The sequence below is a fragment of the Rheinheimera sp. 1928-s genome, assembly GCF_029269265.1.
Lineage (GTDB): Bacteria > Pseudomonadota > Gammaproteobacteria > Enterobacterales > Alteromonadaceae > Pararheinheimera.
This window is the reverse complement of the sequence record NZ_JARIXP010000007.1, coordinates 155,955-180,043: the sequence shown is the minus strand read 5'-3', so window position 1 is coordinate 180,043 and position 24,089 is coordinate 155,955. Positions and strand designations below refer to the sequence as shown.

Below are 24,089 nucleotides of genomic sequence, written 5' to 3'. Positions count from 1 at the left end.
ACAGGAGACAAAAATGGAGTGGAGATCGTTATGGATATGAAACAGCGGGTCAGTCAACTGATCAGCACCATGCCTCTGGCTGAAAAAGTCGGGCAGCTGTTTATGCTGGCTTTTGCCGGGCCGGATCTGGAGTATGCAAAAAAGCTGATTAAAGACTGGCATATAGGCGGTTTTTACCTGACGGATGACAATAGCCGAAATAGTGCTGAAGCGTTGCGTTTAAATCAGCAATTGCAGCATGAAGCTGCGTTACGGCATTGCGACGCGCCACTGATTTTGGGCGTGGATCAGGAAGGGGCCTGGGGCATTTTAACCAAAGAAACTGATCTTGGGCCTGGTAACCTGGCTTTGGGGAAAGCAGATGATACAAGCCTGACCGCTCAGATGTATCAGGTGCTGGCCAGTCAGATGCAGCAACTGGGTTACAACACACTGCTGGCGCCTTGTGCCGATGTAAATACTAATCCGGATAACCCTATTATTGGCCAGCGCTCTTTTGGTGAGCAGCCACAAGGGGTAAGTCGTCATGTGAAAGCCGCGGTGCAGTCTGTACTTGAAACCGGCATGTTATGCAGCGTGAAACACTTTCCAGGCCATGGCGATACTGCAACCGACAGTCATAGTGGCTTGCCTTCAGTCGACAGGGGCCTGGCTGAATTAGTACAGACAGATTTACAACCTTTTGTGGCGGCCATAGAAGCGGGTGTGCCGGTTATTATGACCAGCCATATTTTCTACCCCAAACTGGATGCTGTGTACCCGGCGACTTTATCTTCGACCTTGCTGACGGGACTGCTCAGAAAACAATTGGGTTTTGACGGCGTGATCCTGACTGACAGTATGAATATGGGCGCGATGCGGCGACATTATGGTCCCGTTGAAGCGGCAGTGCTGGCGCTGAAGGCTGGTGCAGATCTCATTATGCTCAGTGAAGAGCATTATGAGAACGCCAACACCCCTTATAAAGAACTGCAGCAACAGACGATACAAGGGGTCATTAATGTCGTAGTGTCAGGCGAGCTGGCTGAATCACGCATTGATGAAGCGCTGCGACGGGTACTGTGTCTGCGTTATCAATGGCAATCCACCGCTGGCTCCCCGACACCTCTATCAATGACACAAGCTGCGCACACTGCAAAAGAGTCTGCCCGCAAAGCCTTTAAAGTACTGCGTAATTCGGCCGGGCTATGGCCTTTAGGCAATACCAGGTTTCAGCTGGCTTTTGTCACCAACCCTCAGTACTACGACCGAATTTGTAACAGCAGGGGGATAGGACCCAACGATCCAATTCCGGCCAGTCAGTACTTTAGCGAAGGCTTACAGCAAGCTGGTGCTGCGGTTCTGCAGCACAGTTTTAATCAGCTTGAACAGATGCTACAGCAAGGCGCTGCGTTGCCAGAACATGGGCCTTTAGTGTTGGTTACAGAAGATTATCCTTTGCCTGGGGAACAAATGGACTTGCCTGAGCAGCAACACAGAGTGCAGCGTGCCTGTGAGTTGTGGGGAGAGCAGGTTCTAGTGCTGGCTTTACGTTCTGATTATGAACTGACACGGTACCCTCAGTTAAGCACCTATATCTGTAGTTATTCCAGTCGGAAGGTCAGCGCTTTAGTTGCAGCTGAACTACTGGTTTCAAGTAATAATTCATAAGATTCATTAAGTTAGATTGCATTTTATGCGGGTGGAAAATAGTTTATTTTATTTAGTCAAAATGATTGACAAATATTTAGTAAAACAAATAGACTAATTTTTGAGCACTAAGTTATGGCAGGAATAAAGCAGTACCGCCATGAAAAAAGTGATGTTCGTAAAACGATATTTATAACAACAAGCTGCAGCAGTAAACGCAGATAACAACAAGCAACAGCAGAGGGAATGCCATCATGCGGCAAAGCAAAACTTACTTAGGCCTGTGTATTTGTGCTGCACTGAGCAGCACCACACTTTGGGCCGGACAGCAGCAGGAAACAGCAAGCAACGAGCAACAGAGCACAGCGCAGCAAGTGGCAACGCAGGACACTGAGCAACTGGAACGTATTTCAGTCACAGCCACTAAACGCAAAACCTATTTAATGGAAACTCCGGTTGCTGTCACTGCCTTTACGCAGGAGCAATTAACCCGGGGTGGTGTAAAAGAACTACGTGAACTGACGACCGCTATTCCAAACACTCAGTTTGTGGTGTCGGGTACTGATTCAGGTATTCAGGCCTCTATCCGTGGTGTGCGATCAGGCAACAATACGGAAACCGGCGATCCTGCCGTAGGTATCCATATCGATGGTATTTATTCACCGAGACCACAAGGTGCTTTAGCGCTGATGTATGACGTCTCTCAGGTGGAAGTTCTGCGTGGTCCGCAAGGGACTTTGTTTGGCCGTAACTCGACTGGTGGTTCTATCAACGTGATCCCCAACAAACCTGACACCACAGACAGCTACAGCAGTGTGGTGATGGGTTATGGCAAATACGATCATAAACAGTTCAGAGCCATGTCGAATCTGGCGGTCAATGACAGATTTGCTTTACGTTTTGCACTGATGGCTGACCGTCGTGATGGCTATATCAAACAGGATATGGATCTGAGGGATATCAATCGTCCTGATCTGAACGACCCGTTTTTAGGCACTCCATTGCTGGCGGATGGTAAGCCAGATACCGACCAGCGTGAAAACCGCCGTGTCTCTGAAAAAGACTACTACACCAACTCAGATAAATGGGCGATGCGTGGTTTAGCCCGCTGGATCCCAACCGATACGATCACCTGGGATCTGACACTGGAGCATTTTGCCGATCAAAGTGCAGGTGAACTGTTTTTTAAAGACTGTGAACAAGCTAAAGGCACAGTTGACGAATGTACCGAACAGCAATTTTACGCCAACATCAACGTACCAGGTGTGATGGATATGACCATAGACTCGATACGTTCGCATCTGAACTGGGCGCTGAATGATGACTGGGCTGTAGATTATCGCTTTAGTGTGGCGCAACAAGAACGATATCAGCTGTTTGATGAAGATGCCGGTTTTGCTGCTGACGAGTCACGTTCAGGTTTTAACCTGACGCATCCTGTGCTGTTTGACCGTTATGCCCGCACTAACGCTGAGTTTGATTCCACCATTCATGAATTGCAGGCCACCTACAACTCAGCCGACTGGAAGCTGGTGACAGGTGTGTTCTCGATGCGTGAGAAAAACAAAATCCGCTTTGATGTCGAGCTGGTGCATGGTTTACGTCACCCGGATTTAGGCTTTCACCCTGCGGCTTTTTCCTATCCGCAGGACGATCGCCGCGCTAACTCTGATGCCGTATTTGCGCAGGCCGATTACAACATGACGGAAGATTTAAATCTAACCTTTGGTTATCGCCAAACCAAAGACAAAAAAATTGATAATGGTGGTGTTGGATACGAGTTGGTGTTCAGCGACGTTTATTACAACGGCGAGTACGATCCAACCACTCAGGGCAGCATTCAGGGCTCGGATCTGACTAAAAATATGGGGACTTACGCACCACTGGGGGAAGTGTTAACCGCTGGTCGTCGCACTTACCATACAGAAGAATGGAACAAGGGCACCTGGAAAATTGGAGCTGATTACCGTTTAGCTTCAGATGATTTATTGTACGCCTTTGTGGCAACGGGCTACAAAGCCGGTGGTTTTTTTGAAGACTTTGATATTTGTGACTGCGGCGAATATTCCAACCTGCCATACGGCCCGGAAGAAGTAACGAACTTTGAGTTTGGTTATAAGGGCGCTTTACTGGATGGCAAAATGAACCTGTCTGCTGCGCTGTTTTACAGTGATTACAGCGATATGCAGGTGACGAATAATCAAAAAGTAGGCACCCGCCCGGATGGCAGTGAGAAGTTCCATAACGTCACGACCAACATAGGTAAGGCGGAGCTGAAAGGCCTGGAACTGGAGCTGGATTATATTCCATGGACCAACGGTCGCATCAGCGGTTATGTGGCCTGGCTGAATGCCCGTGTCAAAGAAATTCCGTTTGAAGACGCTTACTACTGTGCTGAGCGTCTGGAATACGGTCAGACACCATGTGCCGGTGTAGTGGATATCAGCGGTAACAGTCTGCCGTATGCTCCGGACTATTCCAGTACGTTATCAGTGCGTCACACCTTTGAACTGCAATCCGGTTTTGCGCTTGAGCCACAGTTGTCCGCTCACTGGCAAAGCAAGATGTACACCTCGCTGAATAACTACGACGGTGCACATTTATCGGATGCCCAGCAGGCGTACTGGAAAGTAGATGCCACTGTCAAACTGATGCCTGCCAGTGGCGACTGGTATCTGGAAGCTTATGGCAGCAACCTGACGGATGAGTATGTGCGTAATGCCAACTACTTCCAATTCAGGGATGGTTTTATCCGCTCGACTTATAACCCACCCCGTATGTACGGTGTGCGCTTTGGTTACGACTTTTAACGGGGCTTTACTGGCTGCATAGTCAGTAAAGCAGAGAGCCCCGTAGCCTTGTTACGGGGGGGCTCAACGGATGAGCCAATCCCTTATCCAGCAGGCAATACAGCAGGTAGTTTGTGGTCTTCATGTTGTCGTTGGATCTTGATTGGTACCTTGAATAACACGGGACACAAAGATGAAACAAAAACAATTACAGCGCTTTGGCTTGCACCTGAGTCTGCTTGCAGCCAGCCTGCTCAGTACTCAGGTTTTAGCCAGCGGCAGTTTTCAGAACTTCCTTGATCAAATGCGAGCTTTTGAATCCGGCATCGACCCGGCAAAAGCCAGCTTCTATCAACAGAATCTGGATAATCCGGTGTACAACTATGCTCAGGTTACAGCGCCGGGGGAAATAGTCCGTAACCCTGTCACTGGTTCTATGGTGTCTGAACCTACCACAATCCGTGAGTTTTTTACCAAACTGGGTGTGATCAGCCTGTACAACGAAACCGCCACGGATCAGGCAGCGATGTTCAGACAGATGCAATACAACTCACTGAATGCCTGGGGTTTTATTGGTTATCAACTGGGTGAGGCTGTACTGATTTCTGCTGGCTATTACAGCCCGCGTCAGGTGCAGGATGGCGCAGACTTACTCGACAGCTACTATATTTTTATGCCGGACAGCACCTGGGCCAATGGTGTAAAACAAGCCCGCTCTGAAATCCCGGGGTCTGGTGGTAACTACATTATGGCAACAGACACTAACTTATGGTTAGGTGATTTTGTTGGTAAAAATGATGTGAACAGTTTTAATGATTTACGTATCCCGGATAAGCAGGAAGTGGTGATCCGCGATGTGATGCGCTTTAACTATGCAGTGATGTCTGAATTACTGGCTAAAGCCAATATGACCTGGGCTCAGGCATTGGCTAAAACATGGCCTGGTACAGATGATTTGGGCAATCCTGTCACAGTGCAGGCCACTATGTCCGGTTTATTGGCCGCAGCACATTTACGTGGTGCCTGGGGTACTGCAGATCTGCTAATTAATAACAATATTACCTGTGATGAATTGGGAACCTGTATCACCACTTATATTCGTAAGTTTGGTGGTTTTGATACCATTTTTGACACGCCGGCCAATGATGTGATTAGCGGTAGCCCTTACAATGAAACTTTAAGCGCAGGTCAGGGCAATGACACTGTTTATCTCGGCGGTGGCCAGAATCTGCTGCAGCTGAATCAATCTGCTGGTGCTGTGACCACAGTTAAAGATTTTGTGCTGGGTTCAGATCGTATTTTATTGCGGGGCTGGACTGGAGGCGCACCACTTGCCAACCTGGTCGTCAGTGACGGCCCGAACGGTGCTGTGTTGACCTTTGCCAGCCAAAGTCTGGTGTTGGAAAACATCAGCGCTAGCGCAGTTTTAGCCAATACCAGTCCTGTCATCGCTTCCGGCAATATTTACCCAATAGCCTGGAGTGGCACCAGCACAGTCAGCAACTTTAATCCGCTGGCGGACCAAATCCGCGGTACTGCGGGTATCGACTTTAAGCATCTGAAGGCCTTTCAGGAGAATGGCAATTTGTTTATTGGTACTCAGGCTGCTGATGGTGGTATTTATTCCTGGATCCAACTGACAGGTTTAAACCGCAGTCAGGTGAACCCGGATATGTTTGTGGATGTCACCGGCAGCTATAGTCGTTTGCAATACACAGTAGTGCTGAATTATCCAAGCTGGGGTTGGGGCCAGGCCAAAACAGTCGACTATTTTGTTGCAGCAGATACGGTGCTGAACTTCAGTGCTTTCCCTTATACCTTTGCAGATTTTAAACTGACACAGGATGGCACGACGGCGGTGCTGAGCCTGACAGGCGCAGCGGCTGGTGATACCAAAACCCTGCGACTGTTAAATACTCAGATTGCAGACCTCACAGCTGCGAATTTCTTTGGTGTTAAGGGCGGCAGTTTTGCTGATATCACTATTGATGATCCTTCCACTGCAGTGTTTTATACAGTCACTGCATCTGTTAATGGCACAGGCGGTACCATCAGCCCATCTGGCGCTGTGCAGGTGCAGGAAAACGCTGATCAGCTGTTTACCATCACACCAGCTGCCGGTTATCAAATCCAGAGTATCCTTGTTAATGGTGTAGCTCAGCCAGTCAGCAGCAGTTTTAACGTGCTGGATGTAGTCGCCAACCAAAGCCTGGTGGTGACTTTTGAGCCAGGCAGCAGTTCAGGTTGTGTGCCTGAAGCATGGTCTGCAACCACTGTTTACTTGGGCAATGATAAGGTCAGCTATCAGGGCTTTGAATACACAGCTAAATGGTGGACTCAGGGGGATACACCGGGCGTGGCAGATGTCTGGACTAAAGGGGCTGCTTGCCAATAAGCGAGTCTGAGCAAGGGAAGTCTTGCGAAAACCTGGTGCAGTGCGCAGCGAACTGGTGAAAAGCGATGAGCCAGTTCGCTGCTTTTAGTTTATAAAGTAGTCATTATTGCTTTAAAAATTCAGCAGAAAGTTTTAACTCGTCATTTAAATTCACACCTACACCACGGCTGATGATGTTTTGTGCTATTTCTTTGGCTTCTTCCAGAGAATGCATTTGGGCTGTACCACATTGATAAATGTTCAGCTCTGGGATTTCAGACTGGTTTTGTACTGTCAGTACATCGGCCATAGCTGCTTGCCATGCTGCTGCAACACGCTGCTCGTCCGGCGTACCAATCAGGCTCATATAGAAACCTGTACGACAACCCATAGGGGAAATATCAATGATTTCTACGCCATCGCCATTTAAATGATCACGCATAAAACCAGCAAATAAATGCTCCAGTGTATGAATACCTTTTTCTGACAGGATTTCTTCGTTAGGCACGCAAAAACGTAAGTCAAATACAGTGATGTCATCACCTTTGGGTGTATTCATTTTTTTTGCCACACGTACAGCAGGCGCTTTCATAATGGTGTGGTCAACGGTAAAGCTATCTAATAAAGGCATGGTTTCTCTCTCTGTTCGGCTCTGTGTGTAAGCAATTAAGCAGGATTATACGCCGCAATTGCTTTTTGGGTTAAATGCTTTTCTGTTCTATGGCCTTAGTTTCAGAGCTTATAGACGGCTGAACCCGCCTTTTTGCTCATTTATCGCACAAACGATAAATTTTTTTAAAAAAATAACCTTGAATCGAATAGGGGTAAACCCCATTAACTGGTCAACACAATTTTAATTGTACAGATTAATAAGCGGAGAGTAGTTATGGGTAGAATTATTGGTATTGACTTAGGTACAACAAACAGCTGTGTGGCTATTTTAGATGGCGACCAGCCACGCGTTCTTGAAAACGCTGAAGGTACCAGAACCACTCCTTCCATCATCGCTTATGCTGAAGACGGCGAAGTATTAGTTGGCCAGCCAGCCAAACGTCAGGCTGTGACTAACCCAAAAAATACTTTGTTCGCAATTAAGCGTTTGATTGGTCGTCGTTTTGAAGATGCTGAAGTTCAGCGTGACATCAAAATCATGCCTTACCAGATTGTTAAGGCTGATAATGGTGACGCCTGGGTTGAAGTTAAAGGCAAAAAATTAGCAGCACCACAGATTTCTGCTGAAGTGCTGAAAAAAATGAAGAAAACTGCTGAAGATTACCTGGGCGAGCCAGTGACTGAAGCGGTAATCACAGTTCCTGCTTACTTCAACGATGCACAACGTCAGGCGACGAAAGATGCCGGCCGTATCGCAGGTTTAGAAGTAAGACGTATCATCAACGAGCCTACAGCAGCAGCTCTGGCTTATGGTATGGATAAGAAAAAAGGCGACACCAAAGTTGCAGTGTATGACTTAGGTGGTGGTACTTTCGATATCTCTATCATTGAAATCGACGATGTAGATGGCGAACAGACCTTCGAAGTATTAGCAACCAACGGTGACACTCACTTAGGTGGCGAAGACTTTGACTCTCGTGTGATCAACTACTTGGTAGACGAGTTCAAAAAAGAGCAGGGCATTGACCTGCGTAACGATCCACTGGCGATGCAGCGCTTAAAAGAAGCGGGCGAAAAAGCTAAGATCGAATTGTCTTCTGCTTCTCAGACTGAAGTGAACCTGCCGTATATCACTGCAGATGCCACTGGTCCTAAGCACTTAAATATCAAAGTAACCCGCGCTAAGCTGGAATCTTTGGTAGACGATTTAATTCAGCGCACTATCGAGCCGCTGAAACAGGCATTAAAAGATGCTGACCTGTCTGTAAGTGATATCAACGATATCATCCTGGTGGGTGGTCAGACTCGTATGCCTAAAGTTCAGGAAGCTGTTACAGCCTTCTTCGGTAAAGAGCCACGTAAAGACGTGAACCCTGACGAAGCTGTAGCTGTGGGTGCTGCCATTCAGGGCGCTGTATTGTCTGGTGACGTGACGGACGTCTTGTTATTAGACGTAACTCCATTGTCTTTAGGTATCGAGACTATGGGTAGCGTGATGACTGCCTTGATTGAGAAGAACACCACTATCCCAACCAAGAAGTCACAAACCTTCTCTACTGCAGATGATAACCAGGCTGCGGTAACTATCCATGTGCTGCAAGGTGAGCGTAAGCAAGCTTCTGCCAACAAGTCACTGGGTCAGTTTAATTTAGAAGGTATTAGGCCTGGCCGTCGTGGCGAACCACAAATCGAAGTCACCTTCGACTTAGACGCTGACGGTATTTTGCATGTGTCTGCTAAAGACAAAGACACAGGTAAAGAGCAGAAGATCACTATCAAAGCTTCTTCAGGCTTAACAGATGAAGAAGTGGAACGTATGGTACGTGACGCAGAACTGAATGCTGAAGAAGACAAAAAGTTTGAAGAGTTAGTGCAAACCCGGAACCAGGCTGACGCTTTAGTGCATGCAACCCGCAAGCAAATTGAAGAAGCTGGTAACGACTTAGCCACTAACGACAAACAAGAGATTGAAGCTGCTGTTGCTGCGCTGGAAACTGCCATCAAAGCAAACGATAAAGCTGAGATCGAAGCCAAAACTCAGGCTCTGATCCAGGCATCTCAGAAATTGTCTGAAGTAGCTCAGGCGAAAGCGCAACAAGGTGGTGCTGAACCTCAAGCACGCAATGCTGCTGGTGATGACGTCGTCGACGCAGAGTTCGAAGAAGTTAAAGACAACAAATAATCATTGTGTCTGTGGGGTCGCCTCTTTAAGATGCGCCCCATACCTGAGTAAATGTGAGCGGCCGCCTTGTGCGGTCGCTCCTCTATCAAGATGAGTTGTTATGTCGAAGCGTGATTATTACGAAGTGCTTGGCGTCGAAAAAGGCGCTGACGATAAAGAAATCAAAAAGGCCTATAAACGGCTCGCCATGAAGTTTCACCCGGATCGAACTCAGGGTGATAAAGCTATGGAAGAGAAGTTTAAAGAAGTGCAAGAAGCCTATGAGATCCTGTCGGATGACCAGAAGCGCGCTGCGTATGATAACTATGGTCACGCTGGTGTGGATCCAAACCGTGGTGGCGGCGGTGGTGGTGCCGATTTTAACGACATCTTCGGTGATGTGTTTGGTGACATCTTCGGTGGTGGCCGCCGTGGTGGTCAATCCCGTGCCCAACGTGGCTCAGACTTACGCTACAACCTGGAGTTAAATCTCGAGGATGCTGTACGTGGTAAGTCGGTTGAAATTAAAGTGCCAACCTGGGTGTCCTGTGATGTCTGTGATGGTTCAGGCGCGAAAAAAGGCACTCAAGCTAAATCCTGTCCAACTTGTCATGGTGCTGGACAAGTCACTATGCGTCAGGGCTTTTTTGCTGTGCAGCAAACCTGTCCTACCTGTAGTGGCCGTGGCAAAATTATCCCAGACCCATGTACTAAATGTCATGGCGACGGCCGAGTAGAAAAAACCAAAACGCTGTCGGTGAAAATTCCTGCTGGCGTCGATACAGGCGACCGTATCCGTTTGGCAGGTGAAGGCGAAGCAGGGCAGTTTGGTGCGCCGGCTGGTGACTTGTATGTGCAAGTGCATGTGAAAGATCACCCTATCTTTGTGCGTGACGGCAACAACCTGTATTGCGATGTGCCGATTAGTTTCAGTACTGCCGCTTTAGGCGGTGAAATTGATGTGCCAACCTTAGATGGTCGCGTCAAGCTGAAGATCCCGGCTGAAACCCAGACCGAAAAAATGTTCCGTCTGCGTGGTAAAGGCGTGCAGTCGGTCCGTGGTGGCGGAGTAGGTGATTTGGTCTGTAAAGTGGTAGTGGAAACTCCTGTTAATTTAAGCGATAAGCAAAAAGACTTAATGCGCCAGCTGGATGAAAGTTGGGGTGGTGATAGTGAAGCCAAACACAGACCTAAGTCCAAAGGCTTCTTTGACGGTGTGAAGAAGTTTTTTGATGATTTAACCGGCTAACATCTGTTTTCTGCAGATACTGAATGAAAACCACCTGCGGGTGGTTTTCTTTTTTCAGATGCCGCACAATAACTGAACTTATTGGAGCTTTGATAGTTCTATTAGCTGCCGTTTCAAGTACGAAAAGAAGGATCATTTGATGCGTACTAAGTTAGTGCTTCCATTGTTAATCGCTAGTGTGCTGCTTGCAAGCTGTACTCATTCCCCTACTGGCCGTCGCCAGTTGATGTTGTTTGATGATAAAAAACTCAGCGCTATGGGTATTCAGACTTTTGAAGGGATGAAGGCAGAAACTCCGATCAGTAAAAATAAAAAAGTGAATCAGTATGTACAGTGTGTGGCAAATAACCTGCTCAAACACACCGATGCCAAATGGCAACAAACGCCTTGGGAAATTGTGGTGTTTGAAGATGATCAGGTAAACGCCTTTGCTTTACCTGGCGGCAAAATGGGCGTCTATACCGGACTGTTGTTAGTGGCTGATAACCAGTCACAACTGGCGGCCGTCATAGGTCATGAAATTGCCCACGTGATGGCAGGGCATAGCAACGAACGTTTATCCAGCGACCAGTTTATTTCCACAGCTTTATCTGTTGCTGATGGTGCTATGACGGTGGCTGGTTCGCCTTATCAACAACAAATGCGCACTGCTTTTGGTTTAGGCGCTCAGGTGGGTATAGCTCTGCCGTTTAGCAGAGCTCATGAAACAGAAGCCGATATTATGGGGCTGGAACTGATGGCTAAATCAGGTTTTGTGCCTACTGAATCTGTGAAGTTATGGCAGAATATGGCGGCGAAAGGCAGTGGTTCAACTCCACAGCTGTTATCCAGCCACCCGGTGCCGGACAATAGAATTAAAGAGTTGAATAAACATATGGCGGTGGCAGAAAGTTTTTATCAGCAGCGCCGCAGTCAGGGCGCATTGCCGAACTGTAATAAAGCTTAAAATTTAAATAACAGGGCCAGCTTAATGCTGGCCTGGTTTTTACATTTTGCTGTCCTGCAAAATGCCTGTCCAGGCCATCGTCGCTGCGCTCCGATGTTAAAAATCGCTCCGGTCGATTTTTTCAACCAAAATGCGTGCTGTGGCAAAAGCTGCAAGGATCAAGCAGTAATAGCTGTTCGTTACCACATCCCATGGCGATATGCCAAAACTGGCACCTAATAACAAAGCCTGAGCGCCATAAGGCACTAAGCCCTGTGCTATGCAGGCAAACACATCCAATAAGCTTGCACTGCGTTTAGGCGTGATTTGGTGATGCTGGGCTATATCTTTACTGACTTCACCCACCACAACTATGGCCACAGTATTGTTAGCAATACATAAGTTGCTGACAAAAGCCAAAGCGGCAATCGCCAGCTGTTGCGCTTTATTGCCTGCCAGTTTCAACTTTAAAGCCAAAGCTGCGACATGATTGGATAAATACTGCAAACCACCTTGTTGTTTTACAAACTCACCCAAAGCGCAGACGAGCATCGACAGCAGGAAAATCTCCTGCATTGAACCAAAACCTTTGTAAATATCTTTACCCAGGTTGGCCAGTTGATAATCGGCAAAAACTGCGCCTTGCACTGCGGCTAACACCACACCCAGCAGTAACACCACAAATACATTGATACCGACGAGTGCCAATATCAGGATAGCTGCATAGGGCACTACGCCAGTCCAGCTAAAGTCTTTCACCGCAACTTCCGTCTGACTTTGTGCTATCAACACAAAAAGTAACAAAGTGACAGCTGCCGCAGGCAATGCAATTTTCAGGTTTTCTCTGAATTTATCTTTCATTTCAGCCCCCTGAGTGCGGGTGGAGGCAATGGTTGTATCAGAAATAATCGACAGGTTATCACCAAAAATAGCGCCACTTAACAACACACCAGCCACTAAAGCCGGGTCCAGCTGGGCCTGAGTACTTAAACCTACAGCTATAGGAGCCAAAGCACCTATGGTCCCCATCGAAGTGCCCATGGCTGTTGCAATTAAGGCTGAAATAACAAATAAGCCGGGCAATAAAAACTGTGCTGGTACTATGGTCAAACCTGCATTGACCACTGCATCCACACCACCTGTCGCCTGAGCTACAGTAGCAAAAGCGCCAGCCAGCAGAAAAATAAAGCACATAGTAATAATATTGTTGTTGCCTGCGCCCCGGACTAATACTTCCAGAGATTCAGTTAATGGTGCTTTATATAACCAAATGGCCAACACTAAAGCTGGTATAGCAGCCACAGGCCCTGGCAACTGATAAAAGGCATAGTCAACGCCCTGGGATTGCAGATACAAGCCAGTGCCTAAAAACAGAGCGACAAACAGCAACAACGGCAGCAAGGACAAACGGGCTTGCTGTTTTTGCGATAACGTCATGAGTTTTCCTCTAAACCTGTAAGGTTTTAAAATTTTCTGGAATATAGAGACGTCCAGAAGTCCTGTCAAATATTAAAGCTGACTAAGCTATAGCCAAACGAATAAAAATGATTGCTTCAGATCACAAGTTTCATAACAAACGAGAAGCTTCAATGGCTTAAAATCAGCCTAACTGAATTCAGACATTTTGCCTACGGCAGAAGAAAAAGCCAAAAGCAGCTTGAACTTAAAGCGGTTCAGGCCCATATAAACAACTCAATTAAGTTTTATACACTGGAGCTTTTATGTTTAATTTTTCTTACCAGAACCCGACCCGTATTGTGTTTGGCGATGGTCAAATTAGCCAACTGGGAAAGTTGATCCCAGCAGGCAGTAAAGTACTGCTGACTTATGGCGGTGGCTCCATTAAACAAAACGGCGTGTATCAACAAGTTATTGATGCTTTAAAAGACCATAGCTATGTTGAGTTTTCCGGTATAGAACCTAATCCTAGTTATGAAACTTTAAGTAAAGCCGTCGCTTTGGTAAAAGCTGAAAAGATCGATTTTATTCTGGCTGTAGGCGGCGGGTCAGTAGTAGATGGCAGTAAATACATAGCAGCAGCTGCACTGTTGGAGCAGGACGGCTGGGCAATTTTAGAAAATAAAGTGCGTATTAAAGCGGCATTGCCTTTAGGTTGTGTGCTGACTTTGCCAGCAACCGGCACTGAAAGTAATGCGAACGCTGTTATTACCCGTCAGAGCACTCAGCAAAAGCTAGCGTTTTCACATCCTTCGGTTTATCCGCAGTTTGCCGTTCTTGATCCAAAAGTTACTTACAGCTTGCCAGCTAAACAAATTTCTAACGGTGTAGTAGATGCTTTTGTCCATGTAATGGAGCAATACCTGACCTATCCGGTCAATGCCGCAGTGCAAGACAGATTTGCTGAATCCTTATTACAGGTCTTGATTGAAGAAGGACCCAAAGCCTTAAATGAACCTGAAAATTATGATATCAGAGCCAATGTTATGTGGGCTGCCACTATGGCGCTGAACGGTTTGATTGGCGTAGGTGTGCCGCAAGATTGGGCGACTCACGGTTTAGGCCATCAGCTCACAGCTTTGTATGGCTTAGATCATGCTCAGACGCTGGCCATTGTGCTGCCCGCCTTAATGCAACAGCAACGAGCCACCAAACGTGACAAGTTGTTGCAGTACGCCAGCAGAGTTTGGGGTTTGCAGCAACAGGATCCGGAGCGTCAGATTGATGAAGCCATTAGTCATACCCGCGCATTCTTTGAGCAAATGGGTGTTCCAACCCGTTTAACTGCTTATGGCTTGCCTGCTTCTTCTGTAGACGAGCTAATGGCTAAAGTGATGAACCAGGGCATGGATAAGCTCGGTGAGCATGGCGATATCGACTACAGCGCCAGCCGTGCTATTTTTACTGCTGCAGTTTAATAGAGACTGGCAGTTTGGGGTTGCATATCCATCCGGACTGCCGTTTAATAGCGCCCGTATTACAGTAGCCAATTCCAGGAACAACAGATGAGTGCAGTAGGTATCTTAGGCGCCAACGGCCGTATGGGCAGAGCTTTAGTTAGCGTGGCTAAAGAGCATCAATTGCCGATCAGCGCTGCTACTGTGCGTGCTGGTTCTGCGTTAATAGGTATGGATTCAGGTGAACTGGCGGGTTGTGGCAAACTAAACCTGGCTTTTACAGAAACCTCTTTGGCTGCTTTTGCTTTGGCCGACATCTGGATTGATTTCACTATGCCAGAAGCTATGCTTGAGCATCTAGAATTAGCAGTGCAGGCAAAAAAAGCCTTGGTCATTGGTGTGACGGGTCTCACAGATAGCCAATATGCAGCAGTGCAACAAGCCGCTGAACATATTCCGATCGTCTGGGCGCCCAATATGAGCGTTGGTGTGAACTTACTACTGCATCTGGTAGAAACTGCAGCTAAGGTCATGGGGCAGACGGCTGATATTGAAATTATCGAAGCCCACCACAGATTTAAAAAAGATGCTCCTTCTGGCACGGCTATGGCTATTGGCCATCAAATCGCTAAAGCTTTGGATCGCAACCTGGCTGATGTGGCTGTTTATGGCCGTGAAGGCATGACCGGCGAGCGTGATCAAAAGACTATTGGGTTTGCGACTGTGCGGGGCGGTGACATTATTGGTGACCATACCGCACTCTTTGCTGACCTCGGTGAACGGCTGGAGATTACCCATAAGGCATCCAGTCGCAGTACTTTTGCTCAGGGCGCATGGCGTGCAGCGCTTTGGTTGCAAAATAAACAGCCAGGACTTTATTCTATGCAACAAGTGCTGGGTTTGGCCGACTTAGCTTAACTTTTTGAGCAATATGTTATAAAAATGCGATCAAAGCGTCATTTTTATAAAATATCAAAAAAGAGTTAGACCAAATAGCTCAAATCGCCTAGAATAGTCAGGTTTGCCTAAGCAAACGTGGATACAAAAATTCTGGGTCAAAACGGGTGGTGAACAACAATGTTTTTCCCCCGTTTTCTGCTGTTTGGAGGTTATTTTGACTAAGTCCGCCCTGCTCGTACTGGAAGACGGCACCGTATTTCGCGGTACAGCCATTGGCGCTGAAGGTATTTCTGTTGGAGAGGTGGTGTTTAATACCTCAATGACCGGGTATCAGGAAATCCTCACGGATCCTTCCTATGCTGAACAAATCGTCACTCTGACATATCCTCATATTGGAAATACCGGCACGAACGATGAAGATGAGGAATCCGATAAAATCTGGGCCAAGGGCCTGATTATCCGTGACCTTCCTTTGTTAGCCAGCAATTTCCGTAATCAAGCCTCTCTTAGTCACTATCTTAGTTCCCGTAATATTTTAGGCATCGCCGATATAGATACCCGTAAGCTGACCCGTATTTTGCGTGAAAAAGGCGCACAAAACGGCTGCTTAATGGCAGGTGATCACTTAGATGAAAGCAAAGCTTTAGAACTGGCACGTGCTTTCCCTGGTTTGTCCGGTATGGACTTAGCCAAAGAAGTTTCAGTGAAAGAGCCATATCAATGGACAGAAGGCAGCTGGACTTTAGGTCAGGGCTTTGCCAAACCAGATAATTCAGCCTTTCATGTAGTTGCCTACGATTTTGGCGTGAAACGTAATATTTTACGTATGTTGGCCGATCGCGGTTGTCGTTTAACTGTAGTTCCGGCTCAAACTCCTGCTGAAGAAGTGCTTGCACTGAACCCTGACGGTATTTTCTTATCCAACGGTCCTGGTGATCCGGCTCCTTGTGATTACGCTATTAAAGCCATCGAAACTTTGCTGACCACTGATATTCCTGTGTTTGGTATTTGTTTAGGTCACCAGTTATTGGCGTTAGCCAGCGGTGCCAAGACGATCAAAATGACAGTGGGTCACCATGGTGGTAACCATCCGGTGAAAAATCTGGATACAAACAAGGTGTTAATCACAGCACAGAACCACGGTTTTGCTGTGGAAGAAGCTACCTTGCCTGCCAATTTACGTGCGACTCACAAGTCGCTGTTTGATGGTACTTTGCAGGGCATTCACCGCACCGACAAACCAGCGTTCAGCTTCCAGGGCCACCCTGAAGCCAGTCCTGGTCCACACGAAGCCAGTGAATTGTTTGACCACTTTATCGAATTGATGCAACAGCGTCAGGCTTAATTGGTAAGAATCAGAGAGACAGAGAATAGCTATGCCAAAACGTACCGATCTTAAAAGTATTCTTATCCTCGGCGCCGGTCCTATTGTGATTGGTCAGGCTTGTGAGTTCGATTATTCAGGTGCTCAAGCCTGTAAAGCATTAAAAGAAGAGGGTTACCGCGTTATACTGGTGAACTCTAACCCTGCCACTATCATGACAGACCCGGAAATGGCCGATGCGACCTACATCGAACCTATCCACTGGCAAGTGGTGGAGAAAATCATTGAAAAAGAACGTCCATGTGCGGTGTTACCGACCATGGGCGGTCAGACCGCATTAAACTGTGCGCTGGATTTAGAGCGTCACGGTGTGCTGGCAAAATACAATGTCGAAATGATTGGCGCGACTGCCGATGCAATCGACAAAGCAGAAGACCGTGGCCGTTTCGATAAAGCCATGCGCTCTATCGGCCTGTCTTGCCCACGTGCTGGTTTTGCCCATTCGATGGAAGAAGCGTACGGCGTGCTGGAAACTATTGGTTTCCCTTGCATCATTCGTCCGTCGTTCACTATGGGTGGTTCTGGTGGTGGTATTGCTTACAACCGTGAAGAATTTGAAGAAATCTGTACCCGTGGCCTGGATTTATCGCCAACTAAAGAGTTGCTGATTGATGAATCTCTGATCGGCTGGAAAGAATACGAGATGGAAGTGGTTCGTGATAAAAACGACAACTGCATCATCGTGTGTTCTATCGAAAACTTCGACCCTATGGGTGTACATACAGGTGACTCGATCACCGTAGCGCCTGCTCAGACCTTAACGGATAAAGAATATCAAATCATGCGTAACGCCTCTTTGGCTGTACTGCGTGAAATTGGTGTGGAAACCGGTGGTTCAAACGTCCAGTTTGGTATCAATCCTGAAGATGGCCGTATGGTCATCATCGAGATGAACCCACGTGTATCACGTTCTTCAGCTTTAGCCTCTAAAGCAACAGGTTTCCCTATTGCTAAAGTGGCGGCTAAGCTGGCTTGTGGTTATACGCTGGATGAATTGGCAAACGATATCACAGGCGGTAAAACACCGGCTTCGTTTGAACCAAGCATCGACTACGTTGTGACCAAAGTGCCACGTTTTAACTTCGAAAAATTTGCTGGTGCTAATGACCGCTTAACCACACAGATGAAGTCTGTTGGTGAAGTGATGGCGATTGGCCGTAACCAGCAAGAGTCGCTGCAAAAAGCTTTACGTGGTCTGGAAATTGGTGTTTGTGGTTTAGACCCGATTATCGATATACACGCTCCTGAAGCCAAAGAAAAAATCATTCGTGAACTGCGTGAACCTGGTTCACACCGTATTTGGTACATAGCCGATGCCTTCCGTTTAGGCATGAGCATGGATGAAATCTATGCGCTGACCAAAATCGATCACTGGTTCCTGGTTCAGATTGAAGATTTATTAAAAGAAGAAACTGCAGTAAAAGCTGCTGGTTTTGCCGGTTTAGATGAAAAACGCTTAAAGGTCTTAAAACGTAAAGGTTTTGCCGACCAACGTCTGGCTGACTTATTAGGTGTAGCTGAAAGCGAAGTGCGTAAAAAGCGTCACAGCTTTGGTCTGCATCCGGTGTATAAACGTGTCGATACCTGTGCTGCTGAATTTTCATCAGACACGGCCTACATGTACAGCACTTACGATGAAGAATGTGAAGCTGCACCCACCAATCGTGACAAGATCATGATTATTGGTGGTGGTCCAAACCGCATAGGTCAGGGTATTGAGTTTGACTACTGCTGTGTACACGCTGCTCTGGCCTTACGTGAAGACGGTTACGAGACTATTATGGTCAACTGTAACCCTGAGACCGTATCGACAGACTACGACACTTCCGATCGTCTGTACTTCGAATCTATTACCCTGGAAGACGTACTGGAAATCGTGATCAAAGAACAGCCAAAAGGCGTTATTGTTCAGTACGGCGGTCAGACGCCATTAAAATTAGCCCGTGCTTTAGAAGCGAACGGAGTGCCAATTATTGGTACTTCACCAGATGCCATTGACCGTGCTGAAGACCGTGAACGTTTCCAGCACGCGGTAGAGCGTTTAGGTTTAAAACAACCACAAAACGCCACTGTCACCAGTCTGGAAGAAGCCATTGCTAAAGCTCCGGCCATTGGTTATCCAATGGTTGTGCGTCCGTCTTATGTATTAGGTGGCCGCGCTATGGAAATCGTCTATGACGATATCGACTTACGTCGTTATATGACCGAAGCAGTCAGCGTGTCGAATGATTCTCCGGTACTGCTGGACCGCTTCCTTGATGATGCCATCGAAGTGGATATCGACGCCATTTGTGACGGCAAAGAAGTCATCATCGGCGGCATTATGGAACACATTGAACAAGCCGGTGTGCACTCAGGCGACTCAGCCTGTTCTTTGCCACCACACAGCTTATCTGTTGATGTACAGGACAGAATGCGCGAGCAGGTGAAAAAGCTGGCACTGGAGTTGGGTGTAGTCGGCTTAATGAACACTCAGTTTGCGGTGAAAGATAACGAAATTTATCTGATTGAAGTGAACCCTCGTGCTGCCCGTACTGTGCCTTTTGTATCAAAAGCTACAGGTATGGCAGTGGCTAAAGTAGGCGCCCGTTGTATGGCTGGCCAGTCTTTAGCATCGCAAGGTATTACTAAAGAAATCATTCCACCTTATTTCTCAGTGAAAGAAGTGGTGATCCCGTTTAACAAATTCCCGGGTGTGGATCCTATCCTCGGCCCTGAAATGCGTTCAACAGGCGAAGTGATGGGTGTGGGTGATACCTTCGCTGAAGCTTTTGCCAAAGCAGAGTTAGGTGCAGGCACAGTGATCCCTACAGGTGGTCGTGCTTTACTTTCAGTACGTGACAGCGATAAAGTGCGCGTTGTTGAATTAGCCAGAACTATGGTTGAGCTGGGTTTCGAGCTGGATGCAACAGGTGGTACTGCCAAAGCTTTAGAAGCAGCAGGCATTGAATGCCGTACTGTCAGCAAAGTATTTGAAGGTCGCCCGCATATTCTGGACCGGATCAAAAACGGTGAATACAGCTATATTGTCAACACTACAGAAGGTCGCCAGGCGATTGAAGACTCTAAAGTGTTACGACGTGGCGCGCTGCAACATAAAGCCAACTACACAACAACTTTAAATGCAGCTTTTGCAACCTGTAAAGCCAACGCAGCCAATGCTTTTGCTACAGTTGCATCAGTGCAGGAACTACATAAGAGAGTATACGGATGAGTCAGATCCCTATGACGGTTCAAGGGGCTCAGCGCTTGCGTGATGAACTACAAGAGCTGAAAACCGTGAAACGTCCGGCCATCGTTACAGCTATTGCTGAGGCGCGTGCCCATGGTGATTTAAAAGAGAATGCGGAATACCATGCAGCCCGCGAACAACAGGGGTTTTGTGAAGGCCGCATTCAGGATATCGAGGCCAAGTTGTCCAATGCACAGATCATCGATATCACTAAAATGCCAAATAACGGTAAAGTGATTTTTGGTGCCACTGTAACCATTCTGAACCTTGATACGGAAGAAGAAGTCACCTACCGTATTGTCGGTGATGATGAAGCGGATATTAAAAACTTCAGGATTTCGGTGAATTCACCTATAGCCCGCGGTTTAATTGGTAAAACAGAAGAAGACGTGGTCACCATCAATACTCCAGCTGGTATGGTGGAGTTTGAGATCACCCAGGTGCAGTATTTGTAAACTGGACCAGTGTTAAAAAGGCGGCTTAGGCCGCCTTTTTACTCTAAACCATTCAGAACACAGGTAGCAGAGCATACAGATATGCAAAGAGGTCAGGCAAAAGCTTATCAGCTTCAACTGATGGACCAGGTACTTTGGGTTCAGGTTTTTGGTGTGTCTAGCTTACTGGGTACTGAAGAGTACATCAGGGATTTCCGCGCTTTGGTTGCTCCAATAGTAGCGAAACCTTGGGCTGTGGTATTGGATATCAGGCAATGGCAAGCCAGTCCGGCCCAGTCGTTAGATTTGCTAAAACAGAACTCGGTTTGGGCTTTCGCGCACAATCTGCATCATGTGGAATTGTTGCTACCGGCCGATGAAATGCTCACCTGGCAGTATTTAAAAGCGACTGAAGTCGAGAAACCAGCGTATTTGACCAGGCATATTGCAGAAAATGAAGAGTCGGCCCGCATGTTTTTGCAGGCCGCAGGTTACTTAAAAGGCGCTGATTAGCCCTTTGGAATATGTAACTTTTTCTCTTTGGCAGCGCGGTAGATCACCAGAATATGGCCAATCACCTGCACTTTTTGTGCTTTGGCTTCGCGCACTATAGCGTCCATAATCGCGACTTTTTCTTCGCGATCGATGCTTGGAACTTTCACTTTGATCAGTTCATGGTGCTCTAATGCCAAATCAATTTCGGCCATTACACCTTCAGTTAATCCGTTGCCACCCAGCAGAATGGTTGGCTTTAACTCGTGTGCTTTGGCTTTTAAAAACTGTTTTTGTTTATTACTAAGGTTCATATGTGTAGATTTTCCGTGTTGGAAAGCTTGAAATTACACTATTGTACCGCCATCTTGCTATGAAGACTATTTAAGAGTACTCAGATGACAAAGAAAAAACGTTCCGCCAGCTCGTCTCGCTGGTTACAGGAACACGTAAGCGACCCTTTTGTGCAAAAAGCGCAAAAATTAGGGCTAAGATCCCGTGCTGCTTTCAAGCTGGATGAAATTCAGGACAAAGATAAACTGATCAAAACCGGCATGACGATCGTAGATCTTGGTTCAGCACCAGGCAGTTGGTCGGCCCGTGCCGCTGAATTGGTAGGGCAGGCAGGTTGCGTAGTGGCTTGTGATATTCTGCCAATGGACCCTTTAGCTGGCGTTGCCTTTTTACAAGGGGATTTTCGTGAAGACGCCGTGCTAAATGCGTTGTTAGAGCGTATTGGTGGCCGCAATGTGGATGTTGTATTGTCCGATATGGCCCCCAATATGAGTGGTAACAGCACAGTGGATCAGTCCAGAAGTATGTATCTGGTCGAACTGGCCCTGGAAATGTGTAACAACGTATTGAAGAAAAATGGCAGTTTTGTGGTCAAAGTATTTCATGGTGAAGGCTTTGAACCCTTTGTACAGCAGGTTCGCAGTGTATTCACCACGGTACGAATTCGTAAGCCAGATTCGTCCCGGGCACGATCCAGTGAGACATATATCGTAGCGACAGGCTTTAAAGTCTAGTAAAGTAGCGGTAGGTTCATTTTATCGTAACCGTTTTTTCGTAACTGTTTTCGTAACTGAGAGGTTCTCACCTTGAGTGACATGGCAAAAAATCTCATCGTATGGCTGGTTATCGCCGTTGTATTGATGTCGGTATTTAATAGTTTTGGTCCTGCTGACAAAGCAGATAAGCAAATGAGTTATACCCAGTTTCTGAAAGAAGCCAGTCAGGGCCAGATCCGTGAGGTGAAGGAACAGAAAGGCGTTATCACTGGTATAAAACGTTCAGGCGAGCGTTTCGAGACTGTGATCCCAACTGGCTATGATCCGAAACTGATTGATGACATGTACAAAAATGACATCACCTTTTCTGGCACTGCACCGGAAAGCCCAAGCATGCTTGGACAGATTTTTATTTCCTGGTTCCCTATGCTGCTATTAATAGGTGTCTGGATTTTCTTTATGCGCCAGATGCAAGGCGGCGGTGGCAAGGGCGCTATGTCCTTTGGTAAGAGCCGTGCCCGTTTAATGGGTGAAGATCAAATCAAAACTACTTTTGCTGATGTTGCTGGTTGTGACGAAGCGAAAGAAGAAGTGACGGAGCTGGTGGATTATTTAAAAGACCCATCACGTTTCCAGAAGCTTGGCGGTAAAATTCCAAAAGGTATTTTGATGGTCGGCCCACCAGGTACAGGTAAAACCCTGTTAGCCAAGGCGATTGCCGGTGAAGCTAAAGTACCATTCTTCGCGATTTCAGGTTCTGACTTTGTTGAAATGTTTGTTGGTGTGGGTGCCAGCCGTGTGCGTGATATGTTCGAGCAAGCTAAAAAGGCCGCTCCTTGCATTATCTTCATCGATGAAATTGACGCCGTTGGCCGTCAGCGTGGTGCAGGTTTAGGTGGTGGTCATGATGAACGTGAACAAACTTTAAACCAGATGCTGGTGGAAATGGATGGTTTTGATGGTAACGAAGGGATCATCATTATTGCCGCAACCAACAGACCAGACGTATTAGATGCTGCTTTATTAAGACCAGGTCGTTTTGACCGTCAGGTGGTGGTAGGTTTGCCTGACGTACGTGGTCGTGAACAGATTCTTAAAGTGCATATGCGCAAAGTTCCGTTAGGTGACGATGTCAAAGCTAGCGTAATTGCTCGTGGTACTCCGGGATTCTCTGGTGCCGATTTAGCCAACCTGGTGAATGAAGCTGCATTGTTTGCTGCCCGCGGTAACAACCGTGTGGTTGGCATGGAAGAGTTTGAAAAAGCCAAAGATAAAATCATGATGGGTGCAGAGCGCCGCTCTATGGTGATGTCGGAAGCAGAAAAAGAAATGACGGCTTATCACGAAGCAGGGCACGCTATTGTAGGTTGTCTGGTGCCAGAGCATGACCCTGTGCACAAAGTGACGATCATTCCTCGTGGCCGTGCTTTAGGTGTAACCTTCTTCTTACCAGAAGCCGATGCCATCAGCATCAGCCGTCGCAAACTGGAAAGTAAAATTTCAGTGGCCTACGGTGGTCGTTTGGCTGAAGAGTTAATCTACGGCACTGATTCAGTATCCACAGGTGCTTCTCAGGACATTAAATACGCGACTTCTATTGCGCGTAACATGGTGACTCAGTGGGGCTTCTCGGACAAATTAGGTCCGCTGTTGTATGCTGAAGAAGAAGGTGAAGTATTCCTGGGCCGCAGTATGGGCAAAGCGAAGAATATGTCTGATGAAACAGCCAGTATCATTGATTCTGAGATCAAAGCTATTATCGATCGTAACTACAACAGAGCAAAAACTCTGATTGAAGAAAACATGGATATTTTGCATGCGATGAAAGAAGCGCTGATGTTGTATGAAACTATTGATTCCAGACAAATTGACGACCTGATGAATCGTCGCACAGTGCGTCAGCCAGAAAACTGGGAACCAAAGGACAAAAATAAAGACTCCAACAGCGATGAAACCAAACCTGTTGATGCTGTTAGTCCGTCAGAGCCATCCACAGAAAACCCTCTGTAAAACTTTAGTTCTGATCAAGCAAACCCCGGGAAT

The 24,089-nt window shown here is 47.0% G+C and carries 17 protein-coding genes; 14 read left to right on the top strand and 3 right to left on the bottom strand.

The features are described 5' to 3' along the window. The first annotated feature begins 30 nt into the window (after positions 1–30). The 3 genes from P3C17_RS17595 to P3C17_RS17585 all read left to right on the top strand — a co-directional run bounded on the left by P3C17_RS17595 (position 31) and on the right by P3C17_RS17585 (position 6,813). A complete protein-coding gene (locus P3C17_RS17595) occupies positions 31–1,650 on the top strand; it encodes a glycoside hydrolase family 3 N-terminal domain-containing protein (protein ID WP_300930650.1) in 1,620 nt (539 codons plus the stop codon). Between the two features lie 233 nt (positions 1,651–1,883). Then, positions 1,884–4,439 (top strand): TonB-dependent receptor, encoded by a 2,556-nt coding sequence (locus P3C17_RS17590; RefSeq protein ID WP_300930649.1) that lies wholly within the window; start codon positions 1,884–1,886, stop codon positions 4,437–4,439. A gap of 172 nt (positions 4,440–4,611) precedes the next feature. Then, positions 4,612–6,813 carry a carbohydrate-binding protein gene (locus P3C17_RS17585; protein WP_300930648.1) on the top strand — a complete coding sequence of 734 codons (2,202 nt, stop codon included), beginning with the start codon at positions 4,612–4,614 and terminating at the stop codon, positions 6,811–6,813. A gap of 103 nt (positions 6,814–6,916) precedes the next feature. On the opposite strand, the gene luxS is transcribed toward P3C17_RS17585, so the two are convergent. After that, entirely contained in the window at positions 6,917–7,423 is a 507-nt protein-coding gene (luxS, locus tag P3C17_RS17580) for an S-ribosylhomocysteine lyase (protein WP_127688176.1), read from the bottom strand. A 255-nt stretch (positions 7,424–7,678) separates the two neighbouring features. Here luxS and dnaK point away from each other — a divergent pair, with 255 nt between their 5' ends. The 3 genes from dnaK (at position 7,679) to P3C17_RS17565 (ending at position 11,760) form a co-directional block, all read left to right on the top strand. Next, the gene (gene dnaK / locus P3C17_RS17575) at positions 7,679–9,586 is read left to right on the top strand and encodes a molecular chaperone DnaK (protein WP_008900399.1); all 1,908 of its coding nucleotides are present in this window, start codon (positions 7,679–7,681) and stop codon (positions 9,584–9,586) included. 100 nt (positions 9,587–9,686) lie between these two features. Beyond that, on the top strand, positions 9,687–10,814 hold the full coding sequence (dnaJ, locus tag P3C17_RS17570) for a molecular chaperone DnaJ (protein WP_300930647.1): 1,128 nt from the start codon (positions 9,687–9,689) through the stop codon (positions 10,812–10,814). 139 nt (positions 10,815–10,953) lie between these two features. Then, positions 10,954–11,760 carry a M48 family metallopeptidase gene (locus tag P3C17_RS17565; RefSeq protein ID WP_300930646.1) on the top strand — a complete coding sequence of 269 codons (807 nt, stop codon included), beginning with the start codon at positions 10,954–10,956 and terminating at the stop codon, positions 11,758–11,760. Between the two features lie 96 nt (positions 11,761–11,856). On the opposite strand, the gene P3C17_RS17560 is transcribed toward P3C17_RS17565, so the two are convergent. After that, complete coding sequence (locus tag P3C17_RS17560; protein ID WP_300930645.1) at positions 11,857–13,176, bottom strand: Na+/H+ antiporter NhaC family protein; 1,320 nt, start codon at positions 13,174–13,176, stop codon at positions 11,857–11,859. 284 nt (positions 13,177–13,460) lie between these two features. Here P3C17_RS17560 and P3C17_RS17555 point away from each other — a divergent pair, with 284 nt between their 5' ends. The 6 genes from P3C17_RS17555 (at position 13,461) to P3C17_RS17530 (ending at position 21,057) form a co-directional block, all read left to right on the top strand. Continuing rightward, positions 13,461–14,615, top strand: coding sequence for an iron-containing alcohol dehydrogenase (locus P3C17_RS17555; RefSeq protein ID WP_300930644.1), 1,155 nt, complete (start codon positions 13,461–13,463; stop codon positions 14,613–14,615). 87 nt (positions 14,616–14,702) lie between these two features. Then, positions 14,703–15,512 (top strand): 4-hydroxy-tetrahydrodipicolinate reductase, encoded by an 810-nt coding sequence (gene dapB, locus P3C17_RS17550; RefSeq protein WP_300930643.1) that lies wholly within the window; start codon positions 14,703–14,705, stop codon positions 15,510–15,512. A 196-nt stretch (positions 15,513–15,708) separates the two neighbouring features. Further along, positions 15,709–16,839, top strand: coding sequence for a glutamine-hydrolyzing carbamoyl-phosphate synthase small subunit (carA, locus tag P3C17_RS17545; protein ID WP_300930642.1), 1,131 nt, complete (start codon positions 15,709–15,711; stop codon positions 16,837–16,839). Between the two features lie 31 nt (positions 16,840–16,870). Next, complete coding sequence (gene carB, locus P3C17_RS17540; protein WP_300930641.1) at positions 16,871–20,092, top strand: carbamoyl-phosphate synthase large subunit; 3,222 nt, start codon at positions 16,871–16,873, stop codon at positions 20,090–20,092. Next, on the top strand, positions 20,089–20,565 hold the full coding sequence (gene greA / locus P3C17_RS17535) for a transcription elongation factor GreA (protein WP_233079008.1): 477 nt from the start codon (positions 20,089–20,091) through the stop codon (positions 20,563–20,565). Before carB ends, greA begins: the two co-directional genes overlap by 4 nt. Before the next feature lie 81 nt (positions 20,566–20,646). Beyond that, on the top strand, positions 20,647–21,057 hold the full coding sequence (locus P3C17_RS17530) for a hypothetical protein (RefSeq protein WP_300930640.1): 411 nt from the start codon (positions 20,647–20,649) through the stop codon (positions 21,055–21,057). Here P3C17_RS17530 and yhbY read toward each other — a convergent pair. Beyond that, entirely contained in the window at positions 21,054–21,350 is a 297-nt protein-coding gene (gene yhbY, locus P3C17_RS17525; protein WP_008900389.1) for a ribosome assembly RNA-binding protein YhbY, read from the bottom strand. The genes P3C17_RS17530 and yhbY overlap by 4 nt on opposite strands. Before the next feature lie 84 nt (positions 21,351–21,434). Between yhbY and rlmE the strand changes: the two genes are divergently transcribed. Beyond that, the gene (gene rlmE, locus P3C17_RS17520) at positions 21,435–22,064 is read left to right on the top strand and encodes a 23S rRNA (uridine(2552)-2'-O)-methyltransferase RlmE (protein WP_300930639.1); all 630 of its coding nucleotides are present in this window, start codon (positions 21,435–21,437) and stop codon (positions 22,062–22,064) included. Between the two features lie 81 nt (positions 22,065–22,145). Further along, positions 22,146–24,056, top strand: a complete 1,911-nt coding sequence (ftsH, locus tag P3C17_RS17515) for an ATP-dependent zinc metalloprotease FtsH (RefSeq protein ID WP_300930638.1) — start codon at positions 22,146–22,148, stop codon at positions 24,054–24,056. Positions 24,057–24,089: the final 33 nt, after the last annotated feature.